The sequence below is a fragment of the Flavobacteriales bacterium genome, assembly GCA_020635855.1.
Taxonomy (GTDB): domain Bacteria; phylum Bacteroidota; class Bacteroidia; order JACJYZ01; family JACJYZ01; genus JACJYZ01.
In genome coordinates this window covers 140826-157360 of record JACJYZ010000002.1, presented here as the reverse complement: position 1 = coordinate 157360, position 16535 = coordinate 140826, and the positions used below count along the sequence as shown (strand labels likewise).

The 16535-nt window shown below is 51.2% G+C and carries 7 protein-coding genes; 2 read left to right on the top strand and 5 right to left on the bottom strand.

Annotated elements, in window-relative coordinates; translation table 11 throughout:
- Positions 1–4: 4 nt before the first annotated feature.
- Together H6585_00610 and H6585_00605 are read right to left on the bottom strand one after the other, a co-directional pair.
- Positions 5–2434, bottom strand: coding sequence for an MMPL family transporter (locus H6585_00610; protein MCB9446827.1), 2430 nt, complete (start codon positions 2432–2434; stop codon positions 5–7).
- A gap of 112 nt (positions 2435–2546) precedes the next feature.
- Positions 2547–11840: a gliding motility-associated C-terminal domain-containing protein gene (locus H6585_00605; GenBank protein MCB9446826.1), complete on the bottom strand. Its 9294-nt coding sequence runs from the start codon at positions 11838–11840 to the stop codon at positions 2547–2549.
- A 254-nt stretch (positions 11841–12094) separates the two neighbouring features.
- Here H6585_00605 and H6585_00600 point away from each other — a divergent pair, with 254 nt between their 5' ends.
- Entirely contained in the window at positions 12095–13261 is a 1167-nt protein-coding gene (locus H6585_00600; protein ID MCB9446825.1) for a hypothetical protein, read from the top strand.
- 6 nt (positions 13262–13267) lie between these two features.
- Positions 13268–14296 (top strand): SPASM domain-containing protein, encoded by a 1029-nt coding sequence (locus tag H6585_00595; GenBank protein ID MCB9446824.1) that lies wholly within the window; start codon positions 13268–13270, stop codon positions 14294–14296.
- A 2-nt stretch (positions 14297–14298) separates the two neighbouring features.
- Here the strand turns inward: H6585_00595 and frr are convergent, their stop codons facing one another.
- From frr to H6585_00580, 3 genes are all read right to left on the bottom strand, one after another.
- Positions 14299–14862 carry a ribosome recycling factor gene (gene frr, locus H6585_00590; GenBank protein MCB9446823.1) on the bottom strand — a complete coding sequence of 188 codons (564 nt, stop codon included), beginning with the start codon at positions 14860–14862 and terminating at the stop codon, positions 14299–14301.
- A 60-nt stretch (positions 14863–14922) separates the two neighbouring features.
- Entirely contained in the window at positions 14923–15630 is a 708-nt protein-coding gene (locus H6585_00585; GenBank protein ID MCB9446822.1) for a UMP kinase, read from the bottom strand.
- A 65-nt stretch (positions 15631–15695) separates the two neighbouring features.
- Positions 15696–16532 (bottom strand): elongation factor Ts, encoded by an 837-nt coding sequence (locus H6585_00580; GenBank protein ID MCB9446821.1) that lies wholly within the window; start codon positions 16530–16532, stop codon positions 15696–15698.
- Between the last annotated feature and the right edge of the window lie 3 nt (positions 16533–16535).

Sequence of the window (16535 nt, the reverse complement as noted above, 5' to 3'; positions counted from 1 at the left end):
AATGTTACGATTCACCAGCCCTGGCTTCCCTGCTTGTTTCCTGCTCTCCAGAAAAGCGATGGATGGTCAATTCATTCAGATCAATGTCTTCCTCTTCGTCGTAGATCTCGATAAACGGTTCTTCCCTGAAAGCTTTGGATGTGATGGCTTTATCGAGTGAAAGCAACAAGGATGGTAGAAGAATCAGGTTAGAGAACATGGCGATCAGCAGGGTGATGGCGATCAACACACCCAGTGCCATGGTACCGCCAAACTTTGAAGCAGCAAAGATACCGAAGCCGAAGAACAGGATAATGGACGTATACATCATGCTAACGCCTACATCGCGTAACGCGGCGAGTACCGATTGTTTGATGTTGCCGTCATAGATCTTCAGCTCCTGCCGGTATTTTGCCAGGAAGTGAATGGTATCATCCACCGAAATTCCGAAAGCAATGCTGAATACAAGTACAGTAGAAGGTTTGATGGCGATGTCGAGATAACCCATGAGGGCGGCTGTCAGCAACAACGGGATCATGTTGGGCACAAGGGAAATGAGTACCATCCTGAAGGAACGGAACAACAAAGCCATGAAGAAGGAGATCAGCAATACGGCCAGAGTCACACTTACGAAGAGGCTGTTGACCAGGTAATCGGTGCCTTTGAGAAAAACGATGCTGGTACCGGTAAGCACCACTTTATACTTGCTGGGATCGAAGATGGAATCGATCTTCGGGCGGATGTCGTCGCGGATACGCTTGATCTGAGTGGTTCCGATATCGGCCATTTGTGCACTTACGCGGGTGATCTGCCGTGTGCTGTCAATGAAGGATTTCAGCGGATTCGAACCCGCAGAGTCCTTGGGAGCATATTTGGCGATGAAGCTCATCTCGCTGTCGCCCGTGGGCAGAGCGAACATTTTCGGGTTGCCGTTGTAATACGCCTGTTTCGAAAACTTCACCACATCCACCACCGAAAGAGGTCTTGAGAATTCCGGATACGAAGCGATCAGTTTCTGCAGTTGCTCGATTTTCTTCATCTTGTTCAACTGCATCACACCCTTCTTTTTGCCGGTATCAATGTAAACTTCAAAGGGCATCACACCGCTGAAATGTTCTTCGAAGAATTTCAGATCCACATATACCGGATCGTCCTTGGGAAGGTCATCCACAATGTTCCCGGTCGTATGCATTTTGGTGATTCCGATCACCACAACCACCAGCAGCGAAAATGTAAAACCGTAAACAAAAGCACGGCGCTTGCTGATAAGCAGGATCAGTCTCTCCACGAATGTCTTCACCCTTCGGTTGTCAAGGTGTTTGGTGTGCTTCTCCTCCGGCGGTTTCAGGTAACTGAAGATCGTGGGGATCATCAGCAGGGAGAGAAGGAAAATCATCATGATGTTGGTAGACGCCACAATTCCGAATTCCTTCAACACAGAACTTTCGGTGATGGAGAAGGTAGCGAATCCGCAGGCGGTGGTCACATTGGTCATCAGGATGGCGGATCCTATCTTGCGGATAACGCGGCTGAGACCTGTGATCTGGTTTCCGTGTTTCTTGTATTCCCTGTGGTAGGTATTGAGCAGGAAAATGCAGTTGGGTATGCCGATCACAATGATCAAGGGCGGAATCAGACCTGTAAGAATGGTAATCTTGTATCCCAGCAGTCCGATGGTTCCGAAAGACCATACTACACCGATGATCACCACCAGCATGGAAAAGACCACGGGCATGATGGAACGGAAAAACAGGAACAGGATGGTAGCGGTTACACCGATGGCCAGGAAAAGGAACAGGTTAAGCTCTTTCTTCACCTTGGCCGTGATGGCGGTTCGGATGAAAGGCAGACCGGAGTAGTGAACCTTGATGTTCCGATTGTTCTCAAAGGCCTGAGCATGCTTCACGATGTTATCCACGAGGGTGATGCGGGACTTGCTGTTCAGTTGGTTGCGATCCAGGGTGATGGCCATCAATGTGGCACCATTCTTCCGGTACAGGATGTCTTCGTAAAAAGGCAGGTTGTGAATGGCTTCCTTGATGCTGTCCACTTCAGCCTGGGTCTCGGGCCTGTGAGCAACCAATGGCTTGAACTCGAACTTCTTTTTCTCCTCATTCTTGGTAATGGTATACAAACGGGAGATGGATACCACTTCCTCAATGCCGTCTGTTTCCCGCAGTGTCTCACCCAGATCATACCATGCCTGGTAATTGGCCAGGTCATACATGTGGTCATTCTGAACACCGATCACGAGTACATTGCCGTCTTCCCCGAACAGGTCCTTGAACCGTTGGTATTCAATGCTGGTGGTATCGTCTTTGGGAAGCAGACTGGCAAACTCGTACGACAGCTGAACGGATGTCGCTTTGTATCCCATGAACACGGTGATCACACCGATGCTCAGCAAAACAGCCAGTCTGTTACGTAGTATAAAGGTGGAAAGGTATGCCCACATGGGGAAGGCAGATTTTTTCGTATCCGGGCAAAAGTAGGTAAAAATGGCTTGGGTAAAAAATAAAGGCCCGCACCATTGAGGTCCGGGCCTTTAGCTTTTGATCAGGGAATGATTACCGGTAATCCTTTTTGATCACCTGAACATACCCTTTCCAGTATTTATCTCCCCACGTAAGGATATAGTAATAGGTATCACCCTTCACGCCCTCCGCATCCCAGTCGTTCCTGTAATAGTCACTCTGGAACACCTTGATACCCCATCGGTTGAATACCTCCAGGCTCGCACCCTGTGGCAGGCCCCGGATAAAGAACACGTCATTGTATCCGGGCGATTCGGGATAAGGCGTGAACACGTTCGGGATTGTCACTTCAATGAACTTGATCACCACCGAATCCGACGCCATGGCACAACCGTTGGCACCTGAGCTGGTGAGTGTCAGCACCAGTGAATCCAGGTCATAATCCTTGGTACTTGGATAGTAGGTCGGGTTGAGGAATTGATCGCTAGGGCTGAATATTCCGGTACCGTTGCTGGTCCACACACCCGATGTGGCATTCACAATGGTTCCGGAAACCGTCACATACTTGGTTCCGATCGGAACCTCCTGGTCAATACTTACCGTTACGATGGCCTTGATTCCAACCGATACTTTCATGGTATCGGTGATGTTCTGGCAGGCACCCACCGCAGAAAGATAAATCTCGATGTTACTATCGGTGCTATCCGGCAAATAGATGACATTGGGTGACACGGAATCCGGCAAGAAGACACCATTGCCCGTGGTGGTCCACAAATAGCTTCCCGGCCCGTCGATTTGTCCGATCAGCAACAACGAATCTCCGCGACAAATACCTGTATCCGCCGGCAACGTCGGTTGCCCCGGTGAAATCACGGCTACGCTGTCGCCATCACCGATCTGACAGCCGTTGGCATCGGTCACGGTTACCTGATAGAAGAAAGTATCCAGTGGGGATACCACGATGCTGGGAGCTGTTGATGACAGGGCATCATTCCAGATATAAGTAAATCCGCCGGCTCCTCCGGATGCAACAGCAGTGAGAACAGCAGAATCTCCGAGACATACCACATTCGGAATGGCAGTCACACTCAGGGTAATTGCTCCCGGTTCGGTGATGGTCACGGAATCAACACCCATGCATGTTTTGGAATCCGTCACGGTAATTTTATAAGTTCCGGCACAGAGGCCTGTAGCCACCGAATCGGTTTGTCCGTTTGACCAGCTGAATGTGTATGGAGGCGAACCGCCCGTCATCGCGTAACGGACCGATCCATCGCAATCCTGGTAGCAGCTTACATGGCTGGTATCCAGGAATACACCTGTAAGAACCGTGGTTTCACTTACATCAGCCTGCGGAATCACTTTACAACCATTGGCATCCGTTACGATGACGAAATAGGTACCCTTACAAAGCCCTGTGGCGGTTGCAGTGGTTTGTGAAGATGCATCATCCCACAGGTATGTGTACGGGGGCAATCCTCCGCTCACCACCACGGTAGCGCCGCCTGAGCAAGCGCCATTGCATCCTACATTCTGCACCTGTACGGTATCCACTGAAGGGCCACCGGCATCACTCAGGGGAACCTTCTCTACCAGGGTACATCCGAGTGCATCAGTAATTGTAACGGTATAAATTCCCGAACAAAGGGCTTTGGCAGAATCCGTGGTCTGGCTCAGCGCATCACTCCAGAGATAGGTATACCCAGGTGTACCGCCTGTAGGTGAAACGATCACCACACCGTCGCAAACACCACAAGTTGCATCGATGCTGGATGAATTGGCAAGGATGACAGCGGGTTCAAAGATCAACAGGGAATCTTCCGATGTACAACCCATCGCGTCTGTGACAGTGACTTTGTATACACCCGCACACAAACCGGTGGCGATTGAATCGGTCTGACCATCGTTCCAGAGGTAGGTATAGGGAGATGTTCCACCGCTGGGTGTCACGGTTCCGGAACCGATGCATACACCGTTGCACGAGATCATTATCGAATCGGTGATATCAGCGATCAGTTGGTTGGGCTGTAACAAGGAGATGCTATCCACAAATGTACAACCACCGGCATCGGTAACGGTTACACTGTGCACCATGGCGCACAGTCCGGTTGCAGCACTATCGGTCTGCCCGTCCGTCCACAAGTAGCTATAAGGTGCAGTACCGCCGGCCGGCGTGATCGTGGCCATACCGGTACAGTTCCCGAAGCAGTTGATGTAGGTGGAATCTGTAAACGACGCGGTCAGCAACGAAGGCTGAATTACATTGATCGATACCGGCAACACACAACCCAGGGCATCGGTGATGGATACGATGTAATTCCCTGAACACAAACCGGTAATGCCTATGGTGGTTTCTCCGCTGTTCCACAAGTAAGTATACGGTGCGTTGCCGCCTGTCGGACTCAACAGGATCTCTCCATCACAGTTGCCGGAGCAGGTGATGTTGGTAACAGTCTCGCCTGCATCCGTCGGACCGCCGTTATCAATAAGTAAAATCGTATCCTGTGCGGTACATCCTGCTGCATCGGTAACGGTTACCTTATAAGTACCGGCACACAAACCGGTGGCGGTTGAATTGGTTTGCGCCGATATATCATCCCACAAATAGGCATAGGGAGCAGTACCTCCTGCGGGTGTTACCGTTGCGCTTCCATCGCACGCACCACAACTGGATCCGATGGTTGACGAGGTTGTGCTCAGGTCAAGGGGCTGAACAATGGTAACATTTGCCATTGTTGTACAACCGTTGACATCTGTAACCGTAACCGTGTACCCTTGTGCACACAAGCCGGTGGCAGTTGAATCGGTTTGTGCATCGCTCCATACATAGGTAAAGGGTGCCGTGCCGCCCGAAGGTGTAACTGTTGCCGTGCCGATGCAACCACCGTTACAACTCAGGTGGGTGGTATCGGTGATGGTTGCTGCCAGAACCACCGGTTCGGTGATGGTGATGCTATCAACGGATGTACATGTATTGGCATCCGTAACTGTAACGGTGTGTTTACCGGCACAGAGACCCGTGGCGATCGAATCGGTTTGACCATTGTTCCAAAGGAAGGTAAACGGAGGTGTTCCTCCGCTTCCGGCTGCGATTGCTGTGCCGTTACAGTTGCCGTTACAATCAACCTGGGTTGAACCGCTGAAGTTGATTGCCAGCAGGCTGGCTTCCGATACGGTTACCTGAACGGGCAGGATACAGCCCAATGCATCCGATACGGTTACGTTATAGGTACCAGCGCAAAGACCGGTGATGGAAGATGTGGTATGACTGGCAGCATCGTTCCACAGGTAGAGATAGGGTGGGTTTCCGCCTGCAGGCGTCAGCGCCACCTGACCGTCACAATTTCCGTTACAGGTTGCATCCGTTACCGTTTCACCGGCACCTGTCGGGCCACCGTTGTTGTTCAGTACCACAGATTTTGTAGATGTACATCCGTTGATATCTGTGATGGTCACGTTATAAATCGCTGCGCACAAACCGGTGGCAGTCGCCGATGTTTGTGATGACGCATCGTCCCATTGATATGTATAACCGGGGGTTCCGCCGCTGGGCGCGAGTGTAATCGAACCATCGCATACCCCGCATGTAGCCGCGCTCGTACTTGGGTTTCCTGTAATCACTGAAGGCTCGGAAATGGTCACACTATCGATTCCCGCACACCCGTTGGCATCGGTGATGGTTACCGTAAATACGCCGGCGCAGAGCCCGGTAGCAACTGAATCGGTTGTACCGTTGCTCCAGGAGAAACCATAGGGAGGTGTTCCGCCGAATGCACCTGGTGAAGCCGTACCGACACAAACGCCATTGCACTGCAGGTTGCTGGAGGCACTGATAGACGGAATCAGTGACGGTGGCTCGGTGATATCAATGGATCCTGTGGTCTGACAGCCCTTGGCATCTGTTACGGTTACACCAAATGTGCCGGCACACAGTCCGGTCGCAATAGAATCGGTTTGAGCAGAAGGATCATCCCATAGATAAGTGTAGGGGGCCGTTCCGCCGGAGGGTGTGATGGTAGCCGAACCAGTGCAGTTCCCGTTACAATCCACCTCGGTTGAGTCGGTGAAGGAAGCAGCCAGCACCGTGGGCTGGGTAACGGTCAGAATCACCGGCAGTGTACATCCTTTATTATCGGTAATGGAAACGCTCACCGTTCCCGCACACAGGCCTGTAGCGGTAGCACCGGTCTGGCTACCCGGATCATCCCACACATAGGTATAGGGTGGTTGTCCGCCAGACGGGCTCAATGCGATCTGTCCATTGCAAAGCCCGTTACAGGATACGTTGGTGATCGCGGCGCCGCTGTTGTTGGGTCCGTTTGTATTGGATACAAGCACCAACGTAGTGGCTGTACAGCCATTGTTATCAGTAACAGTAACATTAAACGAGCCTACACAAAGGCCGGTGCAGGTGCCCGAAGTACAGCCATTGGACCAGGCATAGCTATACGGTGAAACACCTCCCGTAGGAAGTGCAATCCCTATCCCGTTACAGGATCCGCAAGCTGCATTCACCACACCGGAATCTACTGCAAACACGGTTGGCTCGGTAATGGTCGTGCTATCAATCACATTACATCCGTTGGCATCAGTGATGGTCAACGTATAAGACCCTGCACACAATCCGGTCGCAATCGAATCGGTTTGACTACCGGACCAGAGGTAAGTGTAAGGCGGTGTTCCGCCGGAGGGTGCGAAGCTGGCGATTCCGCTGCATTCTCCATAGCAGGCATTTTGTGAGGCACCGGACAGGGCCATGGTGAGAAGTGTAGGTTCACTGATCACATCTCCTGCCGTGGCGGTACAGCCGTTGGCATCGGTAATGGTCACATCCATGGCACCTGCACACAGACCGGTGGCAGTTCTGGTGGTTTGGCCGTTCGTCCATAGATAGCTATACGGTGTTAATCCACCGGAGCCGGTCGCCTGCATCCTTCCGTCGCAATCCCCATTGCAAGTAGCATCGACTATTACTACCACTGCTGCAGTTAACACCAAGGGTTCGGTGATGGTTACGCTCTCCACATTCTGGCAACCATTGGCATCAGTAACTGTTACCGATATGGCTCCGGCGCAAAGACCGGTGGCGGTGCCATTGGTTTGGGCATTGCCCCAGAGATACGTATATGGCGGCATACCACCTGAAGGCGTAACCGTTGCATCACCATCACAATTGCCGTTGCATGATATGTGGGTGGTATCCGTGATGGATGTGGTAAGCAGGGTCGGTTCAGTGATGGTCAATGCAGCCACCGTCTGGCAGCTTTTCGCATCGGTTACGGTGACATTCACAAGCCCGGCACAAAGACCTGTGGCGGTGGAATCTGTTTGACCATTGCTCCACACATAGGTATAGGGTGTGGTACCGCCACCCGGCGTAACAATGGCTACACCATCGCACAAACCGTTACAGGACACATGGGTGGTATCGGTAATGGAAGCTGAGATCGGTGGAGGATCACTCAGCAATGATGATGCAATGCGGCTGCAACCGTTGTTATCGGTCATCGTCACAAAATAATTCCCCGCGCAAAGTCCGGTGATGGCATTGGCGGTTTTACCATTGCTCCACACGTAGGTATAGGGTGCCGTTCCACCGATGGGGGTTACGGTGAGTTGTCCGTTGCAGGAGCCGTTACAACTTGGCGCCACGGAAATGAACGCCTCTCCGGTAGGTCCACCGTTATCGTTCACCACAACGTTGGCTGTTGTATTACAACCTGCGGCATCGGTCACCGTCAGGTCATAAGATCCTGCCGAGACGCCTGTACATGTTGCCTGGGTACAACCGTTGCTCCAATTGTATGTGTAAGGAGAAGTTCCCCCGGTGGGTGCGGAAGAAACGGTACCATCTGCACTTGCGCATGAGGAATTCACTGAACCTTCATTGGCAAGCAGGTTGGCAGGTGAATCAATCACAACCGTATCCAGCACTTCACAAGCATTGACATCGGTTACGGTGAGATAATAGGTATTGGCGCACAACCCCGTAAGTGTTGCGGTGGTTGCTCCGCTGGACCAGGTATAGGTATACGGCGATTTACCACCGGAACCGCCTGCGGTAATGCCTCCATCGCATTGGCCAAAACAGGTAACATCGGTATGGCCGGAAAATGAATTGGTCAGAAGTGTAGGTTCGGTTACCGTTATTGTTTGGGTGCTGTTACAACCCACGGCACCGGTCACCGTCACCGTGTAGGTGCCCGCGCATACACCCGTGCAGGTGGCGGTAGTGCATCCTGAACTCCATGAATAGTTATAGGGAGGTGTACCACCGGAAGGCGTTGCGGTTACGGATCCATTGCATGCACTGTTACAGCTGGCTTCCGTGGAAGAAGCAACCACGGTAACAGGGTTAGTTACTCCGATGGTGAAATTGTTGTTGGATGTACATCCGTTTTTGTCGGTTACCGTTACCCCGTACGAACCCGGACAAAGGCCTGTGCAATTTGTGCCGGTACAGGCATTGCTCCAGACATATGAGTAAGGGGCAGCCCCGCCGGATGGAGCAAGTATGATGCTACCGTCACAGATTGCATTACACTGGGCGTTGGTAACCGTTTCATTCGGATCAACAATGTTGAGCCCCGGCACAGTAAGTGTTGCTGAAACCGTACAACCTGTGGCATCAGTAACGGTCACAGTATATCCGCCTGAACACAATCCGGTGCATGTTCCTGTTGTGCATCCGGTGCTCCATAAATAGTCATACGGTGCAGTTCCGGCGGAAGCGGTGAAGGTTCCCGAACCGTCGCAAACACCATTACAACTGACCGACACCACACTTGAATCCATTGCCGGGATGGGCGTAACTGGTACCTGGATGCTGTCTACAATCGTACAGGAATTGTTATCGGTCACGGTCACGTGATACCATCCTGAGCATAAACCGGTACACGTACCTGTTGTGCATCCTGAACTCCAGTTATAGGTATATCCGGGTGTACCACCGGACGGGGTGGTGGTGGCTGTTCCGTCGCAAGCACCTCCGCAACCCGGATCTGTTTTGGACATCACGGTGGAATAGACGGCTGGTTCGGTCAGGTTTACAGACGTACTTGCCGTACATCCTTTGGAATCTGTAACTGTAACTGCATTGTTGCCACTGCAGAGGTTGTTCGCATTGGCGGTGGTTTGGCCATTGGTCCACAGGTAGGTATAGGGCAGGGTACCACCGCCGCCCAGCACCGTGGCGGTTCCGGTGCATACATTGTAGCAAGCAAGGTTTGTACTGGCGGTGATGTTGGCGGTAAGTACACTCGGTTCGTTGATGGTGATGTTGCCCGTAACGGTACATCCATTGTTATCGGTAGCAGTTACCGTATACCCGGCAGCACAAAGGCCGGTGGCTGTGGCAGTCGTCTGACCATCCGACCAGAGATAAGTATATGGCATGGTGCCTCCGGCCACTGTCATGGTGGCGGTACCATTGCAACTTCCACCGCAAGTGGCGTCCGTAGATGCGGTTACACCACCCGTAAGTGCGGTAGGCTGAGCGATACCCGCGGTGGCAGTTGTGGTACAACCGTTGTTGTCTGTCACCGTCACGGTGAAGTTGCCTGCACATAACCCTGTAACGGTTGCGGTTGTTTTACCGTTGCTCCACAGGTAGGTATAGGGAGACGTGCCTCCGGACGGATTCGCAATTGCCTGTCCGTTACATGTACCGTTACACGATGCATTGGTTGGTGTGGTGCTGGCTGTCAGGTTGCTGGGTTGTGTAATGGTAACCGACGCGGTGGTTTGGCAACCATTGTTATCGGTAATGGTAACGTCATAGTTTCCCACGCAGAGGCTGGAAGCCGTGGAGTCGGTGGCCGCATTGCTCCATAAGTAGGTAAAGGGTGGCGTTCCTCCGGCCGGGGTGACGATAGCTATACCGGAGCAGTTGCTGAAGCATGCCACATGGGTGGTATCGGTAATGCTGGCGGTCAGAACCGGAGGTTCCGAGATGTTGTAGTTTTCAACGGAAGTACATCCGTTGTTGTCTGTCACCGTTACGCTGTAAGCACCCAGGCAAAGGGAGGAGATGGTATCGGTTGTTTCACCGCCGGGCGCCCAGACGTATGTATATGGTGCTGTTCCATCTTGAACATCAACACCTGCACCACCGTCACACAAACCACCGCAGGAAACATTGGTGGAATGTGGCGTGGTTGTAAGGGGCAATGGTTCGGAAATGTTCAGGCTGGCAATATCCTGGCAACCGTTCTTGTCTGTCACCGTCACGTTATAGGCGCCGGGACAAAGGTTAAACAATGTGTCGTTGGTGGTTGCATCACTCCACACAAAAGTGTAAGGGGTGGTGCCTCCGGAGGGGATTACATAGGCATATCCATCACATGCTCCGGAACAACTGATGTTGCTTTTGCCACCGTTGGCAGCCATAAGTCCCGGTTGTGAAATGGTAATGCCAATCTGGTCATTACATCCATTCGCATCAGTTACGGTAATTGTATAATCAGCCGCGCAAAGCCCGGTGCATGTTGACATGGTACAACCACTGCTCCACAAATAGGAATAAGGAGACGTGCCATCGATAGCAGTCACAGAACCTTCACCGTCACAAACACCGAAACAAGTGGCATCTTCCGGTGGGGGGGTGGCGAAGATCACCAGTTCAGCCGGATCAATAAATCCTTTTGATGCAAAAGTCTGACAATTGGGAGTGACGCCCAGGTCTGTCACCTTTACCGTATAGGTTCCGGGTCCGAGTCCGGTCAGGGAGTCGGCTGTTGAACCATCGTACAACCATTGATAAGTCAAAGGACCTGTCTCCCCGATCACCGAATCCACCCGCACAACACCATTTTTATATCCATTACAACTGGGTGCGGTATAAGACATCACCACAGTAAGCGGACAAACCGAATCCGGTGAATTTCCACCCGGGCCTGCGGAAAAAGCAGCCGGGATATAATCTGTTTTTCCTTTGAATGAAGACCCGGCCGGTTTGGAATCAAGCTTTGCGTAGTTCGCATTGTAGAAGCTGACACCTCCGTTGTATTGATTGACCAGGGATTCGGAGAGTTGAAGCCCGCCGTATATCTTCAATGTTGATTTGGAATCGCCGCTCAGAATGGCCTTGTGCTTGCGATCGCGCCATACGAATGACGCACAACTTGCCACACCTTCGACCACCACTTGCTCACCATCCTGAGTAAAGGATTTATCATCAAACACCACATCGTCGAATCGGCTAGGAAGCGACGCTCCTCCCCTGCCACCTGAAACCATCGACCAATGCTGCTGATCCTGCCAGTTCCCGGTACCTCCCACCCAGAATCGTACTTGACCGGTTGCCTCAACCGGAATCAGATAAAGACCAAGTAAAAGAATGGGCAGAAATGCCCGGAAACGTTTAAACAAGAGGATTTTGTTTTGCACGGACAGGTTGATTTTCAAAAATTCCCCTATTTTACTGAATTGAAGCAAAATAGTTTCAATGAGTTACTTTTCACCTAATTGCGTACAAAGTAGCAACTATTTCCAGGCCTGACAATTCAATCTGGTGAGCCTGTTCATTATTCCTTCCAAATGTTGATTACTTTAGACTCCGATATTGAGTCAAACCAATCCGAGGCCGGTCTTCTCCAGGGTTTTAACTTTGGTGTAAAATTTGCCCTGATTGATATAAAAACATGATGAACCGAACACTTTACATCTTCATTGGTGCACTGTTTCTGGTCACCGCGTGCACCACATCCAAAAAATACCTGACCCACGGCAACTACGAAATGGCTGTGCGGAAATCGGTACAGAAACTAAGGAAGCATCCGGAAAAACAGAAGGAAATTGATGTATTGCGGGAAGCTTACCGGAATGCCAACCAGATCGACCTGGATCGCATTTCCTACCTGCAAACCGAGGGAAGCCCGGAACGGTGGAATGAGATGTTCGACCGCTACAACCGTTTAAAGTCGCGCCAAAGCCAGGTGGCCACGTTACAGAACTATCCCAAAGATGCCATCGGGTTCAAGTCGGTGAACTACGACGACGAACTGGCGGAAACCAAGCGAAAAGCTGCCGAATACCTTTACACGCACGGCAAGAAGCTATTGGATTCCGGCACCAAGGAAGAAGCCCGTCAGGCATGGAATGAGTTCAACCAGATCAAAGGATTCTACGCCGATTATAAAGACGTGAACGCACTGCTGCAGCAATCCAAGAATGCGGGCATGTCATATGTGTTGTTATCCATCGACAACAAAAGCCAGGTGATTCTTCCCCAGAGTTATGACCAGGAACTGCGCAGGATCAGTCTTTCAGAACTGAACGGCCCCTGGATCAACTACCACGTAAAGCCTACGGGAGATCTGAAATACGACTACAAGATCCAGTTACTGATCAACAACATTGATGTTTCTCCGGAAAAGGAAAAGGAAATTCAACGGGAAGAAAAAGCCCGGATCAAGGACGGTTGGAAGTACAAACTGGACGCCAACGGGAATGTAATGAAAGACAGCCTGGGCAATGACATCAAGGAAGACAAGTACGTGAATGTGCATTGCATGGTGCTTGAATTGTTGCAATCCAAGGCTGCCATCATTACCGGCCACCTGAACTTTGTTGAAACCGCAACCGGGCAATTGATCAAAACAGAGCCCTTCTCCGTTGAATCGGTATTCGAAAATGCATCTGCGAAATTTGTGGGCGATAAAAGGGCATTGTCAAAAGAAAGTCAGGAGAAAGTCCAGCATCATCCTGTGCCGTTTCCGAACGACGGAGACATGGTGCTGATGACAGCCGATGCGATGAAGAACAAGATGAAGGAGATCATCTGGAACAGCAAGGGAATCTTCCGGTAACGGCTTATGGCAAGTATTGCAGCAACTCGTGATTCATTGAACATCCTGACCCGTTTCAACGGGCCACGCCTTCGCAATGCCGTGAAGGTATACCGTAGTTTTAAACAGGCACGGACAACCAAGAACCCGATCCATCCGGCGCTTCCTGTCAGCCTTTCATTCGAGCCAACCACAGCATGCAACCTGCGATGCCCTGAATGCCCGTCAGGGCTCAGATCCTTCTCCCGTCCAACCGGCAGACTTCAGACAGATCTGTTCCGGAAGGTGCTCGACGATGTATCTTCTCACGTTGCATACATGACCTTGTATTTCCAGGGGGAGCCTTACCTGAACCCGGATTTCCTGGAATTGGTGCAAATGGCATCCCAACGAAACATATACACAGCTACCTCCACCAATGCCCATTTCCTTGATGATGAACATGCACGTCGTACCGTGGAATCCGGATTAGACAGGCTGATCATCTCCATTGACGGCACCACACAGACATCGTATGAATCTTACAGGCGAGAGGGTTCGCTGGAAAAAGTACTGGAAGGAAGCCGCAACATCATCAAGTGGAAGAAAAAGCTTCGCTCCCAAACTCCCTATACCTTTTTCCAATTCCTGGTGGTGAAACCGAACGAGCACGAGATCCCGGTCATTCGTCAACTGGCCAAAGAAATCGGAGTGGATGATTTGCGATTGAAAACCGCCCAGGTGTATGATTTTGAAAACGGCAATCCGCTGATTCCGGATCAGGACAAATATTCAAGATACCGCAAGCTTGCCGATGGTAAGTATGCTGTCAAGAACAGCCTTGACGATCAGTGCTGGCGTATGTGGCACAGTTGTGTGATCACCTGGGACGGGCGTGTGGTACCATGCTGCTTCGACAAGGACGCCACCCACAACATGGGTAGTCTTCAGGAAAACTCATTCAGTGAGATCTGGAACGGAGCTGCCTACCAGAACTTCCGCAGAAGCCTGTTCTCTTCACGCTCGGAAATTGATATCTGTAAAAACTGCTCGGAGGGCACAAAAGTTTGGGGGTGACCTCAGACGGTCATGATCTCCTTTTCCTTCTGTTCGAGGTGGCCATCGATCTTGCGTGAGAACTGATCGGTCAGCTGCTGAATTTCATGCTCGGCATCTTTGGCCAGGTCTTCCGCTAGTCCGTTCTTCACCATGCCTTTGATGGCATCATTGGCTTCTCTGCGGATGTTTCTCAGGCTCACTTTTCCGTTTTCGCCTTCCGATTTGGTCTTCTTCACCAATTCCACCCGACGCTCTTCCGTGAGTGGCGGGATGCTGATGCGCACCAGGGCTCCATCATTCTGCGGATTGAAGCCCAGGTTGGATTCGCGGATGGCCTTTTCAATGGGTTCGATCATGGATTTTTCCCAGGGCTGAATGGTCAGTGTTTTGGGATCCGGTGCGGATACATTGGCCACCTGACTCAACGGGGTGCTGGTGCCGTAATAATCCACATGCACACTATCGAGCATGGTGGCATTGGCCCTTCCTGCACGTATTTTCAGAAGTTCGGCTTCCAGATGGTCGATGGATCTCGCCATTTGTTTTTTCGCATTTTCGATGCAGGCTTTTAATTCCGGAGTCATGGTGATGTGCAAATGATTTGCTCAAAAATAATAAAATCTGGGGATCGGCCGGTGGGGCGATCAAAACTCAACCAGTGTACCCACCGATTCGCCCTGAACAATCCTTGAGAGGTTTCCGGGGGCATTGATATCGAACACGATGATGGGCAGTTTGTTCTCATTGCACAGCGTAAAAGCCGTCATGTCCATCACGTTGAGTTCCTTTTCATACACCTCTGCAAAGGTTACCTTATCATACCGTGTAGCGGTTGCATCCTTCTCCGGATCGGCGGTATACACACCGTCAACGCGTGTGCCTTTCAGGATGATGTCTGCTTCGATCTCGATGGCACGCAGGGTAGCCGCCGTATCCGTGGTGAAATAGGGATTACCTGTGCCGGCTCCGAAGATAACCACCCGACCTTTTTCAAGGTGACGTACGGCGCGGCGACGGATAAAGGGCTCGCAGATCTGTTCCATTTTAATGGCAGAAAGCAGCCGGGTTTGTAAACCGATTGATTCCAGGGCTGATTGAAGTGCCATTCCATTGATGACTGTGGCCAGCATGCCCATGTAATCGGCATGTACGCGGTCAATGCCGCCTTTGGAAGCTTCGATACCGCGGAAAATATTTCCTCCCCCCACTACAACGGCCAGTTCAACACCCAGTTCAACCACCGATCTGATCTCGGATGCATACTGGTTCAGCCTGGTGTTATCAATGCCGAAACTCTTCTGGCCCATGAGGGCTTCTCCACTCAATTTTAACAGTACCCTTTTGTATTTCATGTATGTGTGCGAATAAGTTGGTGCAAAAAAAAAGAGAGAACTGAATCTCTCTTTTCAAATATTTCTTAGATGCCGAGGCCGACACGCCTGAAGGCGCTGACGGATAGGTCTTTGTTCACCTCTCCGAGGTATTGCCGTACGGTTTTCTTGGTGTCGCGAACGAAGTCCTGGTTCAGCAGCGTGCTCTCCTTGTAGAACTTGTTGAGTTTGCCCTGTGCGATCTTATCCAGCATGTCTTCCGGCTTACCTTCCTTACGTGCCAGTTCTCTGGCGATCTCCAGTTCCTGTTCAATCGTTTCAGCGCTTACATCTTCTTTATCCAGGGCGACGGGGTTCATGGCAGCTACCTGCATGGCCACTTCACGTGCCACTTTGCTCACGGCATCTCCGTCAGCGATGTTTACGCCCACGAGGGTAGCTAGCTTGTTACCGGGGTGGTTGTAGGCCACAACCCTTTCGGAATTGATCTGTTCGAAAGCGGTGATTTCGAGTTTCTCACCGATCTTGCCCATTTCGTCGGTAATGTTCGCTTCAATGGTTTTGCCGTTCGATTCCAGTTGCTTCAGTTCATCAATGCTTTTCACATTGTGGGCCAGTGCGGTTTCAGCGATGGAATTGGCGAGGTCGATGAAGTCCTGGTTCTTGGCCACAAAATCGGTCTCACAGTTCAATGCGATCAGGATACCTTTCTTTTCGTTGGCATCGGTCTTGGCAACCACATAACCTTCATTGGCTTCACGATCGGAACGCTTGTCAGCAATTTTCTGTCCTTTTTTGCGAAGGATTTCAATGGCTTTTTGAAAATCCCCACCGGCTTCGGTGAGTGCATTCTTGCAATCCATCATACCTGCACCGGTTTGCTGGCGCAGTTTGTTTACATCTGAAGCGGTAATTTGTGACATAAC

Excerpts from the sequence above, each read along its gene's own strand:
- H6585_00600 (MCB9446825.1), top strand. The coding sequence starts at position 12,095 with ATGATGAACCGAACACTTTACATCTTCATTGGTGCACTGTTTCTGGTC.
- H6585_00585 (MCB9446822.1), bottom strand. The coding sequence starts at position 15,630 with ATGAAATACAAAAGGGTACTGTTAAAATTGAGTGGAGAAGCCCTCATG.
- frr (MCB9446823.1), bottom strand. The coding sequence starts at position 14,862 with ATGACTCCGGAATTAAAAGCCTGCATCGAAAATGCGAAAAAACAAATG.
- H6585_00610 (MCB9446827.1), bottom strand. The coding sequence starts at position 2,434 with ATGTGGGCATACCTTTCCACCTTTATACTACGTAACAGACTGGCTGTT.
- H6585_00595 (MCB9446824.1), top strand. The coding sequence starts at position 13,268 with ATGGCAAGTATTGCAGCAACTCGTGATTCATTGAACATCCTGACCCGT.
- H6585_00580 (MCB9446821.1), bottom strand. The coding sequence starts at position 16,532 with ATGTCACAAATTACCGCTTCAGATGTAAACAAACTGCGCCAGCAAACC.